19 protein-coding genes are annotated in these 18,359 nt (G+C 62.5%); 9 read left to right on the forward strand and 10 right to left on the reverse strand.

Translation table 11 applies throughout. The features are described from left to right. Positions 1-85 precede the first annotated feature (85 nt). From FJ973_RS23875 to FJ973_RS23885, 3 genes are all read left to right on the forward strand, one after another. Positions 86-415, forward strand: a complete 330-nt coding sequence (locus FJ973_RS23875; protein ID WP_140498457.1) for a DUF768 domain-containing protein — start codon at positions 86-88, stop codon at positions 413-415. Positions 416-494: 79 nt separating this feature from the next. Next, positions 495-995 carry a metallophosphoesterase family protein gene (locus FJ973_RS23880; protein WP_140498549.1) on the forward strand — a complete coding sequence of 167 codons (501 nt, stop codon included), beginning with the start codon at positions 495-497 and terminating at the stop codon, positions 993-995. A gap of 177 nt (positions 996-1,172) precedes the next feature. Beyond that, positions 1,173-1,478, forward strand: coding sequence for a hypothetical protein (locus FJ973_RS23885; protein ID WP_140498458.1), 306 nt, complete (start codon positions 1,173-1,175; stop codon positions 1,476-1,478). Positions 1,479-1,612: 134 nt separating this feature from the next. On the opposite strand, the gene FJ973_RS23890 is transcribed toward FJ973_RS23885, so the two are convergent. The 8 genes from FJ973_RS23890 to FJ973_RS23925 form a co-directional block, all read right to left on the reverse strand. Continuing rightward, positions 1,613-2,797, reverse strand: coding sequence for an FAD-dependent monooxygenase (locus FJ973_RS23890; RefSeq protein WP_140498459.1), 1,185 nt, complete (start codon positions 2,795-2,797; stop codon positions 1,613-1,615). Further along, the gene (locus FJ973_RS23895; RefSeq protein ID WP_140558010.1) at positions 2,794-3,516 is read right to left on the reverse strand and encodes a methyltransferase domain-containing protein; all 723 of its coding nucleotides are present in this window, start codon (positions 3,514-3,516) and stop codon (positions 2,794-2,796) included. The genes FJ973_RS23890 and FJ973_RS23895 overlap by 4 nt, the downstream gene beginning before the upstream one ends. Then, positions 3,517-4,602, reverse strand: a complete 1,086-nt coding sequence (locus FJ973_RS23900) for a type III polyketide synthase (protein ID WP_140558011.1) — start codon at positions 4,600-4,602, stop codon at positions 3,517-3,519. A 455-nt stretch (positions 4,603-5,057) separates the two neighbouring features. Continuing rightward, positions 5,058-6,245, reverse strand: coding sequence for an extracellular solute-binding protein (locus FJ973_RS23905; protein WP_140558013.1), 1,188 nt, complete (start codon positions 6,243-6,245; stop codon positions 5,058-5,060). Between the two features lie 34 nt (positions 6,246-6,279). After that, complete coding sequence (locus FJ973_RS23910; RefSeq protein ID WP_140558015.1) at positions 6,280-7,041, reverse strand: glucosamine-6-phosphate deaminase; 762 nt, start codon at positions 7,039-7,041, stop codon at positions 6,280-6,282. 2 nt (positions 7,042-7,043) lie between these two features. Further along, a complete protein-coding gene (locus tag FJ973_RS23915; protein WP_140558017.1) occupies positions 7,044-8,096 on the reverse strand; it encodes a LacI family DNA-binding transcriptional regulator in 1,053 nt (350 codons plus the stop codon). A gap of 212 nt (positions 8,097-8,308) precedes the next feature. Next, positions 8,309-9,487 (reverse strand): mannonate dehydratase, encoded by a 1,179-nt coding sequence (gene uxuA / locus FJ973_RS23920; protein WP_140558018.1) that lies wholly within the window; start codon positions 9,485-9,487, stop codon positions 8,309-8,311. A gap of 35 nt (positions 9,488-9,522) precedes the next feature. Further along, positions 9,523-10,197 carry a GntR family transcriptional regulator gene (locus FJ973_RS23925; RefSeq protein ID WP_140558072.1) on the reverse strand — a complete coding sequence of 225 codons (675 nt, stop codon included), beginning with the start codon at positions 10,195-10,197 and terminating at the stop codon, positions 9,523-9,525. Positions 10,198-10,426: 229 nt separating this feature from the next. Here FJ973_RS23925 and uxaC point away from each other — a divergent pair, with 229 nt between their 5' ends. The 6 genes from uxaC (at position 10,427) to FJ973_RS23950 (ending at position 16,234) form a co-directional block, all read left to right on the forward strand. Then, positions 10,427-11,827, forward strand: a complete 1,401-nt coding sequence (gene uxaC, locus FJ973_RS23930; RefSeq protein ID WP_140558020.1) for a glucuronate isomerase — start codon at positions 10,427-10,429, stop codon at positions 11,825-11,827. A 2-nt stretch (positions 11,828-11,829) separates the two neighbouring features. After that, the gene (locus FJ973_RS31020) at positions 11,830-12,003 is read left to right on the forward strand and encodes a hypothetical protein (RefSeq protein ID WP_181165373.1); all 174 of its coding nucleotides are present in this window, start codon (positions 11,830-11,832) and stop codon (positions 12,001-12,003) included. Between the two features lie 158 nt (positions 12,004-12,161). Next, positions 12,162-13,337, forward strand: a complete 1,176-nt coding sequence (locus FJ973_RS23935; RefSeq protein WP_140513571.1) for an extracellular solute-binding protein — start codon at positions 12,162-12,164, stop codon at positions 13,335-13,337. Positions 13,338-13,414: 77 nt separating this feature from the next. Then, positions 13,415-14,482, forward strand: a complete 1,068-nt coding sequence (locus FJ973_RS23940; RefSeq protein WP_140558022.1) for an ABC transporter ATP-binding protein — start codon at positions 13,415-13,417, stop codon at positions 14,480-14,482. 8 nt (positions 14,483-14,490) lie between these two features. Then, entirely contained in the window at positions 14,491-15,387 is an 897-nt protein-coding gene (locus FJ973_RS23945) for a sugar ABC transporter permease (protein WP_140558023.1), read from the forward strand. A gap of 1 nt (position 15,388) precedes the next feature. Continuing rightward, a complete protein-coding gene (locus tag FJ973_RS23950; RefSeq protein ID WP_140513473.1) occupies positions 15,389-16,234 on the forward strand; it encodes an ABC transporter permease subunit in 846 nt (281 codons plus the stop codon). Positions 16,235-16,319: 85 nt separating this feature from the next. On the opposite strand, the gene FJ973_RS23955 is transcribed toward FJ973_RS23950, so the two are convergent. Both FJ973_RS23955 and FJ973_RS23960 read right to left on the reverse strand, forming a co-directional pair. Continuing rightward, entirely contained in the window at positions 16,320-17,336 is a 1,017-nt protein-coding gene (locus tag FJ973_RS23955; protein WP_140558025.1) for a Gfo/Idh/MocA family oxidoreductase, read from the reverse strand. Then, entirely contained in the window at positions 17,333-18,355 is a 1,023-nt protein-coding gene (locus tag FJ973_RS23960) for a Gfo/Idh/MocA family oxidoreductase (protein WP_140558027.1), read from the reverse strand. The genes FJ973_RS23955 and FJ973_RS23960 overlap by 4 nt, the downstream gene beginning before the upstream one ends. Positions 18,356-18,359 lie beyond the last annotated feature (4 nt).

The raw sequence follows: 18,359 nt of genomic DNA on the forward strand, positions 1-18,359 counted from the left end.
GGTCAACGTCACAAGAGTCCGCAAAGTGTAGCCAGGAACATGGAACAACCGCTCTCAGCAGCAGTTGTCCGGTTCAGGAGGCAATATGAGCGCGACGATCGAGTTCTTTCGAACTTGGCTGCAGGAGAATGTCGGAAACCTGGCGACCGACACGCAAGTCAGCGTCGCGGTGTTGGCCCAGCAATTCGAGCAGGATGCGGACGCCGCAGGATACGGGCGCGAGGTTCGCGAAGAAGATATCGGCAACATAGAGGACGCCATCCAGCAGGCCCTCGACAAGGCGAACGCAGCCAACGGCCGGCAACCAGTTCCGGAGGAAGATGGCTCGCTTACGCCGATTATCGAAGGTCTTGAGGCTGCGGAGCCTGAACACTCAGCGTCTGCCGCCGGTGACGGCCGTAAGGAAGGAAGCTGACGAGCGCGTACAGCCGAATACCGGATCGTTAGTCCGGCGTATCGGGCTGGGTCGATCAGCGAGGGAAGTCGCGCGCAGGATGATCTTCTTCACGAGCGATACTCATTTCAACGATCCACGCATCCTGCGAATTGATCGGCGGCCGTTCGGCTCGCTGGCAACGCATGACGCGGCGCTGATGAGCCTCTGGAACGAGACCGTCGGCTCGGACGACGAGATCTGGCATCTGGGTGATTTTGCCCGCCCGAAGGCCGGCATCGAAAACATCCTGTCGCAGCTCAATGGGCGCAAGCACCTGATCATCGGCAACAATGACGGAAGCGATGCAACGCTCGCATCTGGCTGGGCCAGCATCCAGCACTATGCGGAACTGGTGGTGGACGGTACCCTCCTCGTCCTGTGCCATTATCCGTTTCGGACCTGGAATCAGATGGGCAAGGGATCGGTGAATTTGCACGGCCATTCGCATGGCAAGCTGAAGCCGCTTACTCGCCAGCGTGATGTCGGCGTTGACGTGTGGAATTTCCGGCCGGTTTCCCTGCCGATCCTGCTCAGCAAGCACAACCGTCGATCAGGCTGAGCGTGGCCCGTCGCCACTGACCGCAGTCGTCCTTTATACAGTTCTGGATGTGCTTCGCTCAGCATCAAAGCCGGACAAGAATGAAGATCGATCACGATTTTCCGTTACAGGAACAACAAGGACGGCGCTCCGTTGGGAAAGTGATCGCAACAAGCGATTTAACCAATGGAGGCACTTATGATGAAAACGATCTTGGTCGCATCCGCCCTGTCCTTAGCGCTCGCCACATCCGCCCTGGCCCAAACGAGCGGCTCGGGCAATGCCGGCGGTACCGCAGGCGGCGGCATGAACAACAGCGGCACGAGCGTCAACGGCTCCGGCAGCACCACGGGGACCGTCACAACTGATCCGAATGCGACGAACTCGACCACGACAACACCAAACGGCATGAATGACCGTTGCAAGGACACTGCGGGCAATGACGTCGACACCAATACCGCCAGCGGCACTGCCACCTCGCCGTCCCAAAATTGCAACAAATAGTTCCGCCAGCAGAATTCAGCTCAGGCCCGGCGATGGCCGGGCCTGAGACATCATGTCGAATCGCAAGGCTGGGGCTATCGAAAGACGGAGTGCATGACCGCTATAGCGTCTTGGAGCACGAAGTCTTGAGCCTCTCAGTCGCACCCGATCGGCAGCGGTTTCGTTTTGCCGGTCAATCTGGCTCCCAGCGTCAGGCTGTTCGGGAAGCCGCTCACGAACGTGTTCATCGCGGCAGCGGACATGGGATGGGAGGCAAGGCGTGCCAACAAGGCAGCCACGCGAATGCGGGTGGCAAATTGGCTGTTCCAGACCTTCGAATAGCGGCGGCCAACAGCAATCCTCGCCGCCCGGTCCCAACGGCCGAACCTGGCCAGTTCGTTGGCTAGCAACCAGCCTGACTGCAGGGCCATCGATATGCCTTCAGCGATGATGGGATGGGACTCACCGGCGAGGTTGCCCACCCGAAATATGTCGTCGGCAAAACGTGGACGAATGCCAGGCCGTATGGGACCTGTGGCGAGCCATTCGCCATCGAGCGTGGCATTCGCGATCGTGGAGGCGACACGGGGACACGAAGCAAGGATATGGGCATGAACAGCTTGGGCTGCCGACGAGACGTTGCCTTTTTCGCGTAGCCTGATCAAGACGTCGCGGCGCATGCAGCACGACAGCGACATCCTGTTCCGGTCGGCCCAGACCATGCCGCCATAGCCGCCCGGAAATGCCAGCAGGGGCATGAGGTCGCGGTCGAGCTCAGCGCCGGTGAAATGAGCCTTGAATCCGAAAAGATCGTGCGGCGCGTTGGTTTTCGGCAGGTTCGTCGGAAGCCTTCCTTGTTCCCACGAGCCATGCGCGGCAATAACGACCGGCGCAACGAGAACTCCCTGATCGTGCTTGCTTTCGATCCGAACCATAGCGTTGTCACCATCGGTGGTGATCTCCGCCGCCCGCCAAGGCTGGAACACGTCGGCTCCGGCATCGCGAGCCGCATCCAAAAGCATGCCATCCAGAACGTCGCGCCCGAGCGCGCGTCCAAATGCATCTCCCGCGGCCCGCGGCATGCCCGCATCCGTGCCGGGACCCGATGCAAAAAGTGCAACCCGCTTGACCTCCGGACCGGCTTTGGCGCGAACCGCGGCGCCTCCTCCCAATCTATCCAATAGATCCAGATTGACCGCAGACATGAATTCCCCGCAAACTTTGCGGCGCGGGAATTCACTTCGCTCGACGATGGCAACGGCGCGCCCCTGGCCGCTCAAAGCCAAGGCCACCGAAGAACCACTTGGCCCGGCGCCTATGACGATGGCGTCGTACATCATGGCAAACCTTCCGAAGCGCGGTCGACGGCAAGGAAGGCATGGGTAAACGGTCCAATTCTGCGTTCTGCACACTGGCGCCTGAAATCCGGGGGCCATAGGCTGGAAAGCTCATCACCCGCAAAACCGGCGCGGACGCTTGCCGGCGCATCGTGCAAAGTCACCTCGTTCGCGCCAATGACATGCAGAAGCGAGCAGGCTCTTAAGGCAATGGCGTTTCGGCTCGGCTCGGTGGCGAGAAACACTGGCGCCAGAGGGCGAATCGCCAAAAACAGGCGTTTCAGGGCTGCGTCCGGAAAATGGTGCAGAAACAAGTTGGCCGATACCACATCGAAGGCGCCGGCTCGGGGGTTTTGGATCCATTCGAAGACATCATCGATGATGGTTTCGACCCGCCAACCAAGTGCGTAGAAATCAGCGAACCGCCTGTCTGAAATGAGGTTGAACTGGTCAAGCATGACCAGGTCGACATCTGTCCAGCGCCGGGCGAGGCGCTTTGCGACGGAAAGCATGAATGCTCCATCGCCGGAACCAATTTCCAAAAATCTGGTCGGGCTTTTGCGCACGCTTGCCTTCAACAGGCTGGCCATGATCGCGCTCTGAAACATCAGTGCGTTTATCCAGGCGAGATCACGCCGCGAACCGACGGCCCTTGGATCGTCGGGAGGCAAATTGTCGAGCAGTTCCCGCTCGATCCGACGATGGTCGAGATCATTGGCCATTCAGGTATCGCCGGCTGTGTGGAACATCATCGTCTCGGTCGTCAGGCCAGGTCCGAATGCCATGGCACAACCCACACGGTCTTCCTTTGTGGCCTCGCGCAGCATTCGCTCGAGTACGAACATGACGGTAGCAGAGGACATGTTTCCGTTTTCACGAAGGACCTCGCGGGAGGTCGACAACGCATCGGAACGGAGATTCAGCGCGCGCTCCACTGCGTCGAGAACGGAGCGGCCGCCCGGGTGGACGGCCCAAAGGTCGACGTCTGAAACGCTCCTGTTTCCCAGAATGCTGCCTATGTCTGTGCCGAGTGCATGGTGGATTGCGGCGGGAACCTCTCCCGACAACACCATGTCGAAACCGTCGTCGTGTATGTTCCAGGTCATGAGGTCGCGGCTGCCGCCATCGACGAGCGCGTGAAAACTATCCAGTCCTATGCCAAAAGGACTGGCGCTTACCGACGCAGCCGAGCAGCCATCGCCCCACAGGCAGAACGAGAGCAGCTTTTCAAGGTCGGAGGTCTCCTTGAGGTGAAGCGTACAGAGTTCGATGCTGACCACCAGAACCCGGGCCTCGGGTTCCGACCGGATGATGTGTCGTGCCTGCTTGAGTGCGTTGATCGCTGCATAGCAACCCATGAAGCCGAGGATTGTGCGCTCGATGGAGGTCGGCAGGTTGCACCGGGCAATTATTTCCAGATCCAGGCCGGGGGCGGAAAACCCCGTGCAGGTGGTGACGATCAAATGTGTGATACGGGTCCTGTCCTGACCATGAAGGAGCTTCTCCACGGCCTGTTCAGCCAGAGCGGGCGCTGTGGCCGCGAACATCTCCATGCGCTTTGCCGTGCCTGGAAACGCGCCGCGTTTGAAAACACCCTCCAAATCGACACTTGGGCCTTCAGGATCATCGGCGGGCGCAAAGCACGAATAACGATGCTCTATTCCGCATCTGTCCGCCATGCGATCAAAGATCGCCCGGCGACGGGGATCTGCCGTCAGCTGGGAACCGGCAAATTGAAGAAAGAAGCGGTGAACGCCATTCTCCGGAACGGCTGCCGCAATCCGGTTGATGAAAGCTTGAGCGGGCATCTTTTCCTCGGCCTACAGCTTTAGGCTGGTGTACCGCGGGCGGTGACTACGAACCCGACCGGGTCGGGACCAGCCCCTGAGAGGTGGTAAACACTCTCATAAACGTTCGGGACAGATGAAAGCTTCCCTCGTCCTCGACGATTTCCAAGGTGCCGGCCAATGGCGGCACCAAGCGCAATTGGAGGCATCCTCGCTGTCGGCGGCGCAGGCGGGCGAGCGTCGAATGTGGCACCGTACCGCAACGGATGCCGCATTCGCATCAGGATGGATGGCATCGCGGCCGCCATATAGCCAGACGAGTCATCCATTCCTTGACCGGCCAAGGCCTGGCCAGTCGACCGCGATCTCGGGTGGACCGGCGGCTTCCCCGGACCACCAGGGGTATTGTTTAAGGCGGCCTAGCCATCATGGCGGCGGGGACAAACCGCTGTCGAATGGCGGTGCGCGGAGATACCCTATTTGCCGTTTTTGGCCCCGCCGATCTCCTTGTCCCACTTCTCGAACATGGCAACCAGCGGTTTGGCGTCGAGCGGCGGTTCGATCGGGTTGTCGGCGATCATCGCGGCATATTCGGGCCGGCCGAAACGCTTGATCGTGTCCTGGCTGTCCTGCGGCGCCATCTCTATCGGCACGTCCCTGATCGACGGGCCGGGGTACATGTAGCCGTGATCGTACATGAATGCCTGCTGCTCGGGCTCAAGGATGAAGGCGATCAGTTGCAGGAGAACGCCGAGCTTTTCGTCGGAAACGCCCTTTGGGATAGCCACATAGTTGGCGTCGCTGACCCAGTGGAAGCCCTTCAGGGTCGCAATCTTGTAGTCTTCGGGAACGATGCCGAGATAGCGCGGATTGATGTCCCATCCGGTGGTCGTGGCGATGATGTCGCGCGTGCCGTCACCCAGTTCCTTCATGGTGACGGTCGTGCCGGAGGGATAATAGTCGATGCAGTCGTTCAGTTCCTTGAGATAGGCCCAGGTCTTCTCCCAGCCGTCGATAGGATCCAGCGGATCCTTGTCGCCGAGCAGGTAGGGAAGGCCCATGACGAAGGTTCGGCCGGGGCCGGAATTCGCCGGGCGCGCATACATGAACTTTCCCGGATGCGCCTTGCACCAGGCAAGCAACTCTTCAGCGGTCCCAGGAAGGTCCTTGACCCGATCCGGCGCATATTCCAGGAGCGGGCCTGACGGATACCAGCTATCGACGAAGGCTTGGCCCTTCGCCATCTGCTGCATGGCATAGGCGCCCGGTAGGTAGCGCTCGTCGAGCTTGGGAAACATATCGGCATAGTCAGGCAGGATCTGGGTCCACAATCCCTGGTCGATGCCCGCGGCAAGGGCGTCGTTACCGGTGAGCACGAAATCGATGTCCAACCGGCCTGCCGCCTGCTGGGCCTTGAGCTTGGCGGCAAGTTCGGGCGCGGGCGCCTGCGTGTAAACGAACTTCGAGATCAGTTCCGGATGGGTCTCGGCGAACTTTTCAAGCGCCCGCTGGCTGAGTTGCAGGTCGCCGGCAACGTCGACCACATTGATGACCAGCGGCTCCTTCGGCTTCGGGAACTCGTTGGCAAGCACGAAAACCGGCCTTGCCGCCGCGGCAACGCCAGCACCCAGGATCGTTAGAAGGGCATTGCGTCGGGTTGTCATTGGTGTCTCCTCCCTTTCTAGGTTGCGTGGACGGTTATTCGCCCACGGTGCCCGGCACTTCGCGAAGCAGAGCAGCCGATTGCGGATCGAGAAACAGGTGGCAGTCGGCATGCCTGCGCAAGATACCGGCCGGCACCATCGGCGAGATCGGCGCTTCGACCGTGTCGCGCACCGCCTCGGCCTTGCGGCGGTCCGGCACCGCCAGCACGATCAGACCGCTTTTCATGATCTGGTTGACGGTCATGGAGATCGCCCTGTGCGGGACGTCTTCCAGCGTCGGAAACCAGCCTTCGCCGAACTGCTGGCGGCGGCAGCGGTCGTCCAGCGTTACCAGGTGGAACGGTGCGGTCGTCTCGAAGTCCGCGGGCGGATCGTTGAAGGCGAGGTGGCCGTTCTCGCCGATGCCCGCGAAGGTCACATCGATGGGGTGACGCGCAATCAACGCATTGATGCGCGCCACCTCGGCACCTGGATCCGGCACGTCCCCGTCGATGAAATGAAAGGCCCCGAACGACGGCAGAAACGCGGTGAAGCGCTCCTTGAGATAGCGCCGAAAACTGGCCGGATGCGTATCCGGCATGGCGACATATTCATCGAGGTGAAAGCCGGTGACGCGCGACCAGTCGATGTCATCCCGCTCCACCAGCGCGGCAAGTACCTCGAACTGGCTGGCTCCGGTGGCGACGACGATATTGGCCGCGCCGCGCGCCTCGATCGCGGCGCGGATCGACTGCGCCCCCAGTTCAGCGGCAGCGGCGCCCAGCAGCTTTTTGTCCGGTTTCACGTAAATTCGCATGATCACTCCGTGGTTGTAAGTCGATCGAGCCCCGCCGTGGCTCGCTGCGAGCACGGGGCCTGGGTTGTCGCCCTGATGACGAATTCGGTGACGAGATTGATGCGCTTGTGAGCGAGCGGCTTGCCTTGCAGCATAGCGACGAGAAGCTCGACCGCCTGCCTGCCGGCCTCCGCGCAATGGGTTGCGATGGACGTCAGGGGCGGGAAAAGGGTCGGCGCCAGTATGCCGTCGCAGCCGATCACGCTGTAGTCGCCCGGCACCGACAGGCCGCGCGCGGCAAGCCCGGCCATGATGCCTTGCGCCATGACATCGTCGAATGCGAGTACGGCGGTCGCGCCCGTCAGGACGAGTTCATCGACGCAGGCCTGGCCGGCCTCGAAGCTTGGCCGCGAGGTCGGAACCCGTACGATCTCAACCCCAAGCTCGGCGGCCCTCCTGGTCACGGTGCCGTAGCGCTGGCTGTTCGACCAGGAGAATGCCGGCCCGGCAACATAGGCGATCGATCTATGGCCCAGCGAAACCAGATGCTCCAGCGCCTGCCCATAGCTCGGCCCGCTATCGACCAGAAGCCGTACCATGCCGGGAATGTCGCGGTTGACGAGGACGCAAGGCCGCCTCCGCGCATGTTCAAGGATCTGTTTCGTGTGCAGGCGCGAAGAGGCGATGATGAAACCTTCTACCTGCGCTGACAGCTTGGTCAGGAGAATGTCTTCCACTTCCGGCGTCTCGTCAGAATCGCCGATAAACGTCGCATAGCCACATTCGCGGGCCGTCGCCTGCCCCCCACGCATCATCGCCGCGAAGAACGGGTTGGTGATATCGGGCACGATCAGCGCGATGTTGCCCATCCGCCCGGTGCTTAGTGCGCGCGCGGCATGATTGGGGACATAGCCGAGCCGCGCGGCGACCGAGTGAACCCGCGCGACCGTCTCGCGACTGAGAAGTTCCGGCCGGCTGAAAGCACGCGAAACGGTAGCCGAAGAGACGTTGGCAGCGTCCGCCACCTCGCTCAGCGTCGGTGTTGAAGATGAATTGTTCCGCTTTCGGTCAGGCATGCGCGCCCCTATGCAAGCGCTTGCATGAAAGCGCTTGCACGAAGTCGTGTCAAGGATTGATTGGCCTAGAACAGGTCGGATAGTCGGGCTGTCCCCCCGAGGCACTCCTCCACAGGCGGAAACCGACCTAATGCCGACCGACGTCAGGGATAGGGCAGGATCGGCGCAGGCGGACCGAAGCCGCGCCGATCACGGTAGGCATTGCCGCGCTGTCAACCCTTCGACTGGAGCGCGTGGATCACGCCGCGCGCCAGACCGCGCAGGCGACCTATCGCCGGATAGCCGGGATTCACCGTTTTTGTGAGATCATCCAGCATGCGGTGGCCGTGGTCGGAGCGGAAGACGATGGTGTCGTGCGGTTCCCGTTTGCCGTCTTCGGCCAACAATTCGCGCAGTACCGCAACCATGTCCACGTCGCCGTCCAGATGCGCCGCTTCATGGAAGGTGCGGCCATCGCCTTCGCGCTTGGTCGCCCGCAAATGTGCGAAGGGGATGCGCGACGCGAAGTGCTTCGCCATCGCCGGAAGATCGTTGTCGGCGCGCACGCCAAGGCTTCCGGTGCAAAAGCACATGCCGACGGCCGGCGACGGAACTGCCTCGAAGAGCGCGTTGTAGTCGGCGGCGGTCGAGGCCACCCGCGGCAGACCAAAGAGCGAGCGGGGCGGATCGTCCGGATGCAGCGCAAGCCGGACGCCGCTGCTCTCTGCGGCGGGCGCGATCGCCGCCAGGAATTCGGTGAGATGGTGGCGCAGCCGGGCGGCATCGATGCCAGCATAACGCTCCAGCCGGTCGCGAAACTGCGGGACCGTCAACGGCTCCGTGGTCGAGCCCGGCAGCGCACTGGCGATGTTGGCGACGAGGGTCGCGGCCTCCTCTTCGCTCATCGCCTCGAAAACAGCTTTCGCCCGCTCGCGGTCCTCGTTCGAATAATCGGCTTCGGCTCCCCTGCGCTGCAGGATGTGGAGGTCGAAGGCTGCAAACCGGTCCTGGTCGAAACGCATCGCGGTCGCGCCGCTTGGCAGTTCGTAATCGAGATCGGTGCGGGTCCAGTCCACCAGGGGCATGAAATTGAAACAGATGATATGGATGCCGTTGGCCGCAACCGCTTCCATGCTGGCGATCCAGGCCTCGATCTCGGCTTTCGCCTCGCCGCCGTGACGCTTGACAGCGTCGGGGACCGGTATGCTTTCAACGACCGACCAGACAAGCGGCGAGCGGTCGGACGGCGTATCCTCGATCATCGCCTTGCGCGTCGCCACCTCCGCCTTCGTCCAGGCACGCCCGATCGGGACTTCGTGCAACGCCGATACGATATCGGTGGCGCCGGCCTGACGCACCGCATCGAGCGGAACCCCCGCATCCGGCCCAAACCATCTCCATGCCTCGCGCATTCGTCATTTCTCCAACTATTTCAGGGCTGGTCGGCTCAAATAAACCAGTCGGGGTAGGCGTCGCGCAGTTGCTCGACATCGGGAATGACAGCGCCCAAATGGATTCGCATGGCTTCACAGGCAGCCTTCACGTCATGCACCGCTATGGCGTTGCGGATGACCGTATGCTCGCCGATCACATGGTCCATGCGGCCAAGCGCGGGCAGCGTCATGCGCCGCGCCCGGTCGATCTGCACCTTGACCGGCTTCAGATAGTTCCAGATGCCGGAATAGCTGGCTATTCGGGCAATCGCCTCGTGAAAGGCCTCGTCGGCCTCGTGAAAGCCGTTCATGTCCTGTCGTTCGGCAAGGAACCGCTGCCGCGCCAATATGTCGTCGAGCTTTCCCACATCGTCGCCGTTTGCGCATTGCGCGGCCTTTTCGACCGTGGCGCCTTCCAGCGCCTTACGGATGACGACGGCTTCAGGAATGAGCGAGATCGGTATCGGCGCGACGAAGGTTCCCGACTGGGGATAGATATTGACCAGCCCGTCTTCGACTAGGCGAATCAACGCCTCGCGCACCGGCGTGCGGCTGACACCGAAACGCTCGGTCAGCACCTTTTCATTCAAGGCGTTGCCGGGCTTAAGCTGCATGGATACGATCGCCTCGTGCAGTTCGCGGTATACTGCGGACGCAGCCGTCGTACGCACGATGCCCGGCCGACGCATCTTCGTTCGAACGGGGGCGGCGTCGCGGTCGGAGCCCGCAATGCCCGCATGCGCCTTTGCTGATGTCATTTCTCAATCCCCGATCTTCAATCAGTTGACATATTAATATATTATTCCTTACTGTTCGCCAACATCGGAACGCCGCTTCATCCCAAATTATGATCGCGCGCATTCAATCGCCCCTCCCTTCCGAACGCCGCTTTCGCGGCTCGACCGCAAGGATTTTGCAATGCCGCTCCATCCCGACAGGCTTTTTTCGCCTGACCCTACCGTCCGTTCCATCGCCAGGCGCCTCTATGAAGGCGTGCGTGCCTTGCCGATCATCTCCCCGCACGGCCATACCGAGCCGGATTGGTATGCGTATGACCTGCCGTTCCCGGATCCGGCCACGCTGTTCGTCAAGCCCGACCACTACATTTTGCGCATGTTCTATTCCCAGGGAATGCGCATGGAAGATTTCGGCGTCCCGCGGCTGGATGGGGGGCCGATCGAAACCGATCCTCGCAAGATCTGGCGCCGCTTCGCCGAGAACTACGCCCTTTTCCGCGGCACGCCGACGCGGCTGTGGTTCGAGCATTCGCTGGCAACGGTCTTCGGAATCGAAGAGCGGCTCGGCGCGAAGAATGCCGACCTTCTTTATGACCGCATCGCCGAACAGCTCGAGCGGCCGGAGATGCGCCCGCGCGCGCTCTACAAGCGTTTCAACATCGAAGCCATCTCAACGACGGACGCCGCCACCGATGCGCTTGCCGCGCATGATGCGATCAAGGCTTCCGGATGGGACGGCCGGGTTGTGCCAGCCTACCGGCCAGACGCCGTCGTCGACCCTTCGCGCAAGGGTTTCCATGCCGAGGTGGAGCGGTTCCTGGCGTTGGCCGGAACGCCGGCCAGCTATCCCGGCTATCTTGAGGCGCACCGAATCCGCCGTGCATATTTCAAGCAGCGCGGCGCGACGTCCACCGACCACGGCCATCCGAATGCCCGCACCGCCGACCTGTCGAAGGCGGAAGCAACGGCTCTGTTCAACCGGGTGCTGAAGGCCGATGTTTCGCCCGAGGATGCCGACCTGTTCCGCGCGCAAATGCTGACCGAAATGGCGCGCATGAGCGTCGAGGACGGCTTGGTCATGCAAATCCATCCCGGCTCTTTCCGCAACCACAACCCGCAGATTTTCGCCGAGTTCGGCTTCGACAAGGGCGCAGACATTCCCACCGGCACCGATTATGTCCACGACCTCAAGCCGCTCCTCGACGCGTTCGGCAACGACACGCGCCTGACATTGATCCTGTTCACACTGGACGAGACGGCCTATGGGCGCGAGCTTGCGCCGCTTGCCGGGCATTATCCGGCGCTGCGCCTCGGCCCGCCCTGGTGGTTTTTCGACAGCCCCGAAGGCATGTACCGGTTTCGCAAGCTTACCACGGAGACAGCCGGCCTCTATAACACGGTGGGCTTCAACGACGACACCCGTGCCTTCTGTTCGATCCCCGCGCGGCACGACATGGCGCGCCGCGTCGACTGCAATTTTCTCGCGGAATTGGTGGCTGACCACCGGCTCGACGAGGACGAGGCGCAGGAAGTGGCGCACGATCTCGCCTACCGCCTGGCCAAGAAAGCCTATAGGCTCTGACCATGGCGCAGCGGCTTTTCAATCGGACCTGGGTGACCTGCCGGCCGGGATCGGGCGCGCGGACCGCAAAGATCGGCTTGGCTGCCCAACTGGCCGCCGTCTTCCTGCGGCTGAAGCAGGTCCTCGGCACCGATCTCCCGGCCGAGCCCATTTCGCAAGCCTGGGAACCGTATTGACCGATCTTTTGAACGACGGCGCCGCAGCCACCGTGGCATGATTGGCGCAGCGGTTCATGCACGGAGCAGAAAGCGGTTGTTTTTGATGACTGGTAGATTAATATATCAAAATTGAAATCCTGCCGGACAAGACAGGACCAGCGGAGGAGATGAAGATGATCAAGATCACTCGGCGACAGGCGGTCGGCGGATTAGCCGGCATGGCGGCGCTTCCGGTTGCGCGCGCGTTTGCCCAGACCGCCAAGCTGCCGACCGCGCCCGTCACCATCAATATCGTCGATGTCGCCGGCAATCTGGCGCTAACCCAGAAGGCGATCGAGAATTACAAGACGGCCAAGCCGGAACTGATCTCGAACATCGTCTTCACCAAGGCGCCCGCCCCCGAGCTTCCCGGCAAGATCAAGGCGCAGCAGGCGGCGAACCGCGTCGATATCGACCTCGTGCTTACCGGAACGGATGCGCTGTCGGCAGGCCTCGAGATGGACCTGTGGGTCAAGCTGCTTCCTGACGATTCGGGCGCCTTGCCGAAGCTGGCCGATATCTATCAGGAGCCGGCAGCGCGGATGCAGACGCTGGCCAAGGACCACGGCGTCGTCGTCACCTACTACCCGTCCGGGCCGCTGCTCGAATACATGCCCGACAAGGTCAAGACGGTGCCGACCACGGCGGAGGAGCTTCTGGCGTGGGCCAAGGAGAACCCGAACCGGTTCCTCTATGCGCGCCCGGCCAATTCCGGCCCCGGCCGCACCTTCCTGATGGGTCTTCCCTATCTGCTCGGCGACAGCGATCCGAAGGATCCGGTCAAGGGCTGGGACAAGACCTGGGCCTATCTTAAGGAACTGCACAAATACATCGAATATTATCCGACCGGCACCGGTGCGCTGATGAAGGAACTCGGCGAAGGCACGCGCGACATGACGGTGTCGACGACTGGCTGGGACATCAACCCGCGCGTTCTCGGCGTCGTGCCGAAGGAAGCCAAGGTTGGGGCGCTGAAAGGCTTCCATTGGGTCGCCGACGCCCATTACATGTGCGTGCCGAAAGGGGTCAGCGACGAAAAACTGGCCGTGCTCAAGGACCTGATGGCATTCCTGCTGACGCCTAAGCAGCAGGCCTATACCTATGACGAGGGCTATTTCTATCCGGGCCCGGCGGTCAAGGATGTCACCCTCGACATGGCGCCGCAGGAAAGCCAGGATGCGATCGCCGAATTCGGCCGCACCGAATATGCCGACCTGATCGCCAACAATCCGATCGAACTGCCGCTGGAGCCAGCTTCGATGGTCACGGCATTCCGAACCTGGGACGAACAGGTCGCCGCCGCCGCGAAATGACAAACCTTTGAGTTTCAGCGCATAATAGGAACCGGGCATGCCGCCCGGTTCGCCTACAACAATGGGGCTACGAACGGATGCTGCTCGCCTCGTCGAAATTCGACGAACTCCGCCTCGATCATATGAGTCGAAAATTCGGCAGTATGAGCGCGCTGAGTGACGTTTCGCTGACCGTGCGCAAGGGGGAATTCATCGCCCTGCTCGGACCTTCGGGCTGCGGCAAGTCGACCGCCCTGAACTGCATCGCCGGACTGCTTTCCACCACGGGCGGCAGCATCTATCTCGACGACAAGCGTATCGACCAGCTTAAGCCGGAAGACCGCGGCTTCGGCATGGTCTTCCAGAACTATGCGCTGTTCCCGCATATGACCGTCAAAGCCAATATCGGCTTCGGCCTGAAGATGCGCGGCACGCCCAAGACCGAGATCACGCAACGCGTCGACGAGGCGCTGGGACTGGTGCGGCTGGAAACGCAGGGCCACAAGCTGCCGGGTCAACTGTCAGGCGGTCAGCAGCAGCGGGTCGCCATCGCCCGCGCCATCGTCATCGAGCCGCCGCTGGTGCTGATGGACGAGCCGCTCTCCAACCTCGACGCGAAATTGCGCATCGAGATGCGTGCGGAAATCCGGCGCATCCACAACCAGCTCGGGGCCACCACCCTTTATGTGACGCATGACCAGGATGAGGCCTTGTCGCTTGCCGACCGCATAGTCGTGCTGCGCGATGGCCGAATCCGGCAGGTCGGCGCTCCGCGGGACCTCTATGAGAGCCCGGACCATCTCGACGTCGCCGAATTCATGGGCTACCGCAACCGGCTAACCGGCATGGTCACCCGGCGCGACGGCGACATTGCCACGGTCGAAGTCGGCGGCGTCAGCCTTTCGGGCAGAGTGCGCGACGATCTCGCGGTTGGCGCGCACGCCGTGATCGCCGCCAGGCCGGACGATGTCACCGTGAGCGACAAGGGCGTCGGGACGCTCGATGCGAAGGTCGAAACCATCGAGTATCGCGGCCGGGAATTCGTCGGCACGGCACGCACCGAGGGCGGCCTCGAGCTGATTTTCCATGCCAGCCAGGCCGCGTCGGTCGGGAACACGGTTTCGCTCTCGATCGATTCTGCCCATGCCCTGATCTACGCGGCCTGAGGATGGCGATGTCGACGCTCGATCATACGCCCTCTCCTTCTCTGCGCCAGCGGCTGGCCTTGCACGGGATCGACGGCGTCACCCTTCTGGTGCTTCCGGCCGCCTTGTTTACGCTGGCGATCTTCGTCTATCCCTTTGTCTACGGCCTGCTCCTGTCCTTCCAGCCGAAGGAAGGGGGGCTCCTCGCCAACTACCAGCGTTTCTTCTCCGACCCGTTCCTCTACAACACCATTGCCACCACGCTGTGGCTGGCGGTGCCGGTCACCGTTATCAGCCTGGCGCTGGCGCTGCCCATCGCATTTCGCGTTCGCCTGATGACGCACCAGCGCATGCTGACCACCATCCTCGTGCTGCCGGTAACGCTCGGCACGGTGCTGGTGGCGGAAGGCCTGCTCAACTATCTGGGACCGCAGGGCTGGTTCAGCCGCACGCTGATGTTGTTCGGCGTCATCGGCAGTCCCGTGAAACTCACCAACAATTACTGGGGTGTTTTCGCGTCGCTGATCATCACCGGTTTCCCGTTCACGTTCCTTTTGACGCTTTCCTACGTGACAGGCATCGATCCGGCACTGGAACAGGCGGCGGCGACCCACGGCGCGCGCTCCTGGCAGCGGTTCCGCTATGTGTTCCTGCCGCTGCTGATCCCCGGCCTGGCCATCGCCTTCCTGCTTTCGTTCGTACAGGCCTTCGCCGTCTTTCCGTCGGCGGTTCTGCTCGGTGCGCCGGCCGGGCCGACCCGCGTCATCTCGATTGCAGCCTACCAGGCCGCCTTCGAGCAATATGACTACTCGATGGCCTCGGCAATCGCGATGATCATGGCCGGTGTGCAGTTGGTCATCGTCGTCGCCATCCTGATGCTGCGCAACCTGTTCTATCGTGGCAGCACCGCAGGCGGAAAGGGCTGACATGATCCGCGACACAACCATCGCCGCCAAGCTCTGGATCACCGCCATCTGGGTGGTGGTGGGTTTCTTCGTACTCAACCTCGCGGCGATGATTGCCACGGTCATCCTGTCGTCCTTCGGCACGCGCTGGCTGGGCACATGGATTCCTGCCGGCTTCACCACCCGCTGGTATTTCGCCGCCTGGGCGGAATTCCAGCTGCACGATATCCTGATCGTAACCTTCCAGATCGCCTTCACCGTGGTCGCGCTTTCAGGCCTGCTCGGCGTGACGGCGGCCTATGCGCTGGCGCGGCGCGATTTTCCCGGCAAGAAGCTGATCATGCTTCTGTTCCTGCTGCCGCTTCTGGTGCCGCCGATCACCTTCGGCATCCCGCTGGCCACCGTGCTCTATCAGTCGGGGGTCGGCGGCACATTCTGGGGCGTGGTGCTGGCCAATCTCGTGCCGACGGTTCCTTTCGTCATCCTGGTGATGATCCCCTTCATCGAGCAGATCGATCCCAAGATCGAGGCGGCCGCGCGCGTCTTCGGCGCCAACACGTTCCAGCTCTTTCTCCATGTTCTGCTGCCGATGCTGATGCCGGGCATCTTGGCGGCTCTGCTGCTGGTGCTGGTGCGTACCATCGGCATGTTCGAACTGACCTTCCTGACGGCCGGGCCGACCAGCCAGACGCTCGTCGTGGCGCTGTACTATTCTGTCTTCGCCTCGGGCGTGCGCGCGGTGCAGTCGATCGACGCGATGGCCGTGGTGTATATGATAACGACGCTGGTCTGGCTGCTGATCGCACTGCGCTTCGTCAATCCGACGCAGATTGTAGCGCGGGCAAAGCAGCAGCCCGCCTCCGCCTGAAACAGGCTTTCTTTCCGCCGCATGATGGCGGCGGAAAGCCACTCTCCAGGAATCCTGGAGCGTTCGAGGTTCGAAGGAAGCGCTCTTATACGGGTTGGTTGCTGGCCGGATCCGCACGGATGAGGGCTGCGATCAGGCGCTGTGTCTGGAGCGCCTCCTCACCCGTCACGACTGGATCGCGGTCTTGCGAAATCGCATCGGCGAAATCGTCAATCAGCGCACGGTGCGCGTCATGGGGGAAGTCCATGATGGCTGCGCCGCTGCCTGTCTTCCCCTCCGCCTCGACGCGCTCTTCGCGCCCGTCGAGCCAGTCGACGCTCAGCGCCCCGCCGGTCAGCGTGGCCGTGCCGAGCGAGCCGACAAGCTCCATGGTTTCAGGCGAGCCCGGATAGGCCGCCGTAGTGGCGAGCAGCGAGGCCGGCGAGCCGTTGCCGAGCCGCATCAAGGCGGTGACGTAATCCTCAGCCTCCATCCGGTGCAGACCGGTCGTCCGCACCTGCGAAGCCACCACCTCGATCTCTCCCAGCAGAGAGCGGAAAAGGTCGATGGCGTGGATGGCCTGCGACAACAGCACGCCGCCCCCGTCCCGCGCGAAGCTGCCGCGGCCGCCGGTGTCGTAGTAGGCCTGCGGACGCCACCACGGAACCCGAAGGCTGGCCGCCTCGACGGTGCCGATGGCGCCGGAAGCCAGCACCTGGCGCAGCCGCAGGCTGGCCGGCCGGAAACGGTGCTGCAGGACGACGCCGAGGCGCAGGCCGGCCCCGCGGGCCAGCGTGACCAGCTTCTCGGCGCGGGCCAGCGTCGTTTCGAGCGGCTTTTCGACGAGCACGTGCTTGCCGGCGGCAAGGGCCAGCTCGGCCACCGCCAGATGCGCGTTGGCCGGCGTCAGCACCATTACCGCCTGAACCTCGGGATCGGCAATCGCGGCCGCAATATCGGTCGTCACGGGAAAGGAAAACTGGTCGGCAAAGGCTTCTGCCGTCGCCTGGCTGCGGCTGGCCGCCCATTTCACCTCGATCCTGCCAGCAAGATCGACGAGGCTCTTCGCATGCGGCAACGCCGCCGGACCCAAGCCGATCATGGCGACGCGTAGCCTGCTCATCGCGCGTTCCTTTCCTGCCCCGTCACGACGACCGCCGCCGCCTGCGCCTCGAGCGCCAGCCGGCAGACCGTGAAGACATGCTCCTGCGTCATCGCCGTTTCGGTACGCTCGCACATGTCGGCAAGCAGGCGCTCGAAATAGGATATCTTTTCGCCCGACGCATCGAAATGGCGCGTGCCCTGGCCATCGACGAGGAATACGTGGTCCGTGCCAGGTTTGCCGGCTATGTCGACATATTTCCTAAGTTCGATCGTGCCCTTGGTGCCGAGCAGGATGAGCCGTCCATCCCCCCAGGTCGGCAGCCCGTCGGCGGTGAACCAGTCGACGCGGATATAGCCGCTCGCTTTGTCTCCCCGCAGGAGGATGTCGCCGAAATCCTGGAATGCCGGAATGTCAGGAGCGCCAAAATGGCCGACCGCACTTGAAACGACATTCGCGTCGGCGCAGCCAGTATAGAACAGGAACTGATCAATTTGGTGCGAGGCGATATCGACCAGGATGCCGCCGTAATTCACGGGATCGAAAAACCACGCCGGGCGTAGCGCACGGTTGAGCCGGTGCGGCCCCAGGCCCGTCACATGGATGACTTCGCCGATGGCGCCCTCCATCGCCAGCTGCGTCGCCAGCGTCGAGGCTCGGGTCAGGAGGCGCTCCGAAAAGCAGATCGAAAAGATGCGTCCCGTCTCACGCACGGTCTGCCGCACGGCGGCAAGCTGCTCGAACGTGGTCAGGCCGGGCTTGTCCGCAAGCACGTCCTTGCCATGCCGCATGGCCTCGACGGCAATGGCGGCCCGGTCGGAGGGGACAGCCGCGGTAACGACGAGGTCGATGGCGGGATCCTCGATCAGGCGCCGTCGTTCGACCGGCGCGATCCGTGGAAAACGCTCGGCGATGCCGGCGGCAACCTTGGGATCGGTCGTCGCGGGATCGTAGCCGGCGCACTCGGCGCCGGCATCCAGAAGCCCACCGATCAGGTCATAGACGTGACGATGATCGATGCCGATCACGGCAAATCGCATTGGT

It is taken from the genome of Mesorhizobium sp. B2-1-3, from assembly GCF_006442495.1.
Lineage (GTDB): Bacteria > Pseudomonadota > Alphaproteobacteria > Rhizobiales > Rhizobiaceae > Mesorhizobium.

Excerpts from the sequence above, each read along its gene's own strand:
- FJ973_RS23955 (WP_140558025.1), bottom strand. The coding sequence starts at position 17,336 with ATGAGCAGGCTACGCGTCGCCATGATCGGCTTGGGTCCGGCGGCGTTG.
- FJ973_RS23880 (WP_140498549.1), top strand. The coding sequence starts at position 495 with ATGATCTTCTTCACGAGCGATACTCATTTCAACGATCCACGCATCCTG.
- FJ973_RS23895 (WP_140558010.1), bottom strand. The coding sequence starts at position 3,516 with ATGGCCAATGATCTCGACCATCGTCGGATCGAGCGGGAACTGCTCGAC.
- FJ973_RS23905 (WP_140558013.1), bottom strand. The coding sequence starts at position 6,245 with ATGACAACCCGACGCAATGCCCTTCTAACGATCCTGGGTGCTGGCGTT.
- FJ973_RS23925 (WP_140558072.1), bottom strand. The coding sequence starts at position 10,197 with ATGCGTCGGCCGGGCATCGTGCGTACGACGGCTGCGTCCGCAGTATAC.
- FJ973_RS23945 (WP_140558023.1), top strand. The coding sequence starts at position 14,491 with ATGTCGACGCTCGATCATACGCCCTCTCCTTCTCTGCGCCAGCGGCTG.
- FJ973_RS23875 (WP_140498457.1), top strand. The coding sequence starts at position 86 with ATGAGCGCGACGATCGAGTTCTTTCGAACTTGGCTGCAGGAGAATGTC.
- FJ973_RS23890 (WP_140498459.1), bottom strand. The coding sequence starts at position 2,797 with ATGATGTACGACGCCATCGTCATAGGCGCCGGGCCAAGTGGTTCTTCG.
- FJ973_RS23900 (WP_140558011.1), bottom strand. The coding sequence starts at position 4,602 with ATGCCCGCTCAAGCTTTCATCAACCGGATTGCGGCAGCCGTTCCGGAG.
- FJ973_RS31020 (WP_181165373.1), top strand. The coding sequence starts at position 11,830 with ATGGCGCAGCGGCTTTTCAATCGGACCTGGGTGACCTGCCGGCCGGGA.
- FJ973_RS23960 (WP_140558027.1), bottom strand. The coding sequence starts at position 18,355 with ATGCGATTTGCCGTGATCGGCATCGATCATCGTCACGTCTATGACCTG.
- FJ973_RS23910 (WP_140558015.1), bottom strand. The coding sequence starts at position 7,041 with ATGCGAATTTACGTGAAACCGGACAAAAAGCTGCTGGGCGCCGCTGCC.
- uxuA (WP_140558018.1), bottom strand. The coding sequence starts at position 9,487 with ATGCGCGAGGCATGGAGATGGTTTGGGCCGGATGCGGGGGTTCCGCTC.
- FJ973_RS23885 (WP_140498458.1), top strand. The coding sequence starts at position 1,173 with ATGATGAAAACGATCTTGGTCGCATCCGCCCTGTCCTTAGCGCTCGCC.
- FJ973_RS23940 (WP_140558022.1), top strand. The coding sequence starts at position 13,415 with ATGCTGCTCGCCTCGTCGAAATTCGACGAACTCCGCCTCGATCATATG.
- FJ973_RS23915 (WP_140558017.1), bottom strand. The coding sequence starts at position 8,096 with ATGCCTGACCGAAAGCGGAACAATTCATCTTCAACACCGACGCTGAGC.
- uxaC (WP_140558020.1), top strand. The coding sequence starts at position 10,427 with ATGCCGCTCCATCCCGACAGGCTTTTTTCGCCTGACCCTACCGTCCGT.
- FJ973_RS23950 (WP_140513473.1), top strand. The coding sequence starts at position 15,389 with ATGATCCGCGACACAACCATCGCCGCCAAGCTCTGGATCACCGCCATC.